The 2,309-nt window shown below is 47.4% G+C and carries 2 protein-coding genes; both read left to right on the top strand.

Features of this window, described 5'->3' with window-relative positions; genetic code table 11:
* Positions 1 to 1,046 (top strand): ATP-grasp domain-containing protein (locus C7B77_RS28520; RefSeq protein ID WP_106313017.1); only part of this gene is annotated, 1,046 nt, incomplete at its 5' end.
* Positions 1,047 to 2,120, top strand: a complete 1,074-nt coding sequence (locus tag C7B77_RS28515; RefSeq protein WP_106313014.1) for a D-alanine--D-alanine ligase family protein — start codon at positions 1,047 to 1,049, stop codon at positions 2,118 to 2,120.
* Positions 2,121 to 2,309 lie beyond the last annotated feature (189 nt).

The raw sequence follows: 2,309 nt of genomic DNA, 5'->3' as shown, positions 1-2,309 counted from the left end.
TTTCTCGATCGGTCGATCGCTTTTATACCGTCCCCAAGCCTCAAGAAAAAGATTATATCGACGCACTGCTAGAGATAGTGCAGAGGGAGGGGGTAGATGTTTATATCCCAGTCTGTAGTCCAGTCGCCAGTTATTACGATGCACTAGCCAAACAGGTACTCTCTAAGTACTGCGAAGTGATGCACTTCGATCCAGAACTGGTGCAAAAACTGGATGATAAATCTGAATTTTCGGCGATCGCGACATCGCTAGGTCTAGCCGTACCCGATTCCTATCGCATTACCGACACGCAGCAGATCCTCGACTTCGATTTTGCCAAGCAAGCGCACACATACATTCTCAAGAGCATTCCCTATGATTCGTTACGGCGGTTGAATCTGACTCAATTGCCCTGCGAGACACCGCAACAGACAGCAGCATTTGTCGAACAATTGCCAATTTGTGAGAGTAATCCGTGGATTATGCAAGCATTTATAACGGGGCAAGAGTACTGCACCCATAGCACCGTGCGGAATGGGGAATTACAACTGCACTGTTGTTGCGAGTCGTCTGCTTTCCAGATTAACTATGAAATGGTCGATAAACCAGAGATCGAAGCGTGGGTGAGAAAGTTTGTCAGCAGTCTGAAACTGACTGGGCAAGTTTCCTTTGACTTCATTCAGACACGGGATGGGGGCGTGTACGCGATCGAGTGCAACCCGCGCACCCATTCAGCGATTACCATGTTTTACAACCATCCCGATGTTGCTAGAGCTTATTTGGAAAGCGATTTTCCCCTTATTAAACCGCTAGAATCTAGTCGTCCAACTTACTGGATTTATCATGAAATTTGGCGATTGGTGACGCAGCCCACGCAGATCGGGCAGCGGCTGAAAATTATTGCTAGCGGTAAAGATGCCATTTTTGACTGGGCAGATCCACTGCCGTTTTTGATGGTGCATCACGCCCAGATTCCCTGGCTATTGCTCGAAAATTTGCGGCAGCTTAAAGGCTGGATGCGGATTGATTTTAATATTGGCAAACTCGTCGAGCCAGCAGGAGATTAATTGATGGTAATGCGCGTTTTACACTTGGTTGGCTCTGCGGTGAGCGAGTTTTACTGCGATTTATCCCGCCTGTATGCCCGAGATTGTCTAGAGTCTACCGCGAATCCAGCACTCTATGAATTCCACATTGCCTACATTACACCCGATCGTCAATGGCGGTTCCCTGCCGATCTGAGTCGGGAATCGATCGCATTAGCCAGCCCTATGTCTGTTGCCGAAGCAGTTCGAGTTCTCACGGCACTCCAGATCGATGTCATGGTGCCCCAGATGTTCTGCATCCCGGGCATGACTTACTATCGCGCTCTGTTCGATCTGCTCGACATTCCCTATTTGGGTAATACTCCCGATGTGATGGCACTAACTGCCAATAAAGCCAAAGCTAGATCGATCGTGGCGGCGGTAGGTGTAAATGTGCCTTCTGGAGAACTACTTCACCCTGGAAAACAGCCATCAACCGATCCGCCAGCAGTCATCAAACCTGTGAATGCCGATAATTCTCTAGGAGTAACTTTAGTCAGAAATCGCGCTGACTACGATCGCGCTCTCAAGACAGCTTTTACCTATGCCGACGAAGTGCTAGTCGAGACATTTATCGAACTGGGTCGAGAAGTTCGCTGCGGTATCATCGATCGAGATGGGGAGCTTATCTGTTTGCCGTTAGAAGAGTACAAGATGGACAAAGAACATCAGCCCATTCGCCGCTACGAAGATAAGCTCGGTCAAAACCAAAATGGTGACTTATATATGGTTGCCAAGGGTAGTACAAAATCCTGGATCGTCGATCCTGACGACCCAATTACAGCCAGGGTTTGGGATGCCGCCAAAAAATGCCATATCGCTCTAGGTTGTCGCCATTACAGTCTGTTTGATTTCCGCATCGATCCCAGCGGTCAACCTTGGTTTTTAGAAGCCGGACTGTACTGTTCTTTCGCGAGCAAAAGTGTGATTTCGATGATGGCAACAGCAGCAGATATTCCGTTAGAAAAGTTGTTCCAGATCGCGGTAAATAAGGCGTCGCTCGATTGTCATTCTGACAGGCTCCGCCAAAGCGGTGCGGTTGAAGGCGATCGATAAATAACAACCAATTAGTTTAGAATCGAGATCGATGACAATGAAAATTTAAAATTATTATCCCGTTGCTTAGTGGTGCAGAAAACTATTTTTCCGAATAAGTAAATGACACAATCTTAGAGAATTCAATCCGCTTTTCTAGCTTGGCTCGTTTTTTGAGAGAAGCACAAGCTGGAAGTATCTTATCCCAGG

Origin of the sequence: Chamaesiphon polymorphus CCALA 037 (assembly GCF_003003845.1) — a bacterium.
GTDB lineage: Bacteria > Cyanobacteriota > Cyanobacteriia > Cyanobacteriales > Chamaesiphonaceae > Chamaesiphon > Chamaesiphon polymorphus.
This window is presented reverse-complemented; position numbering and strand designations above follow the sequence as displayed.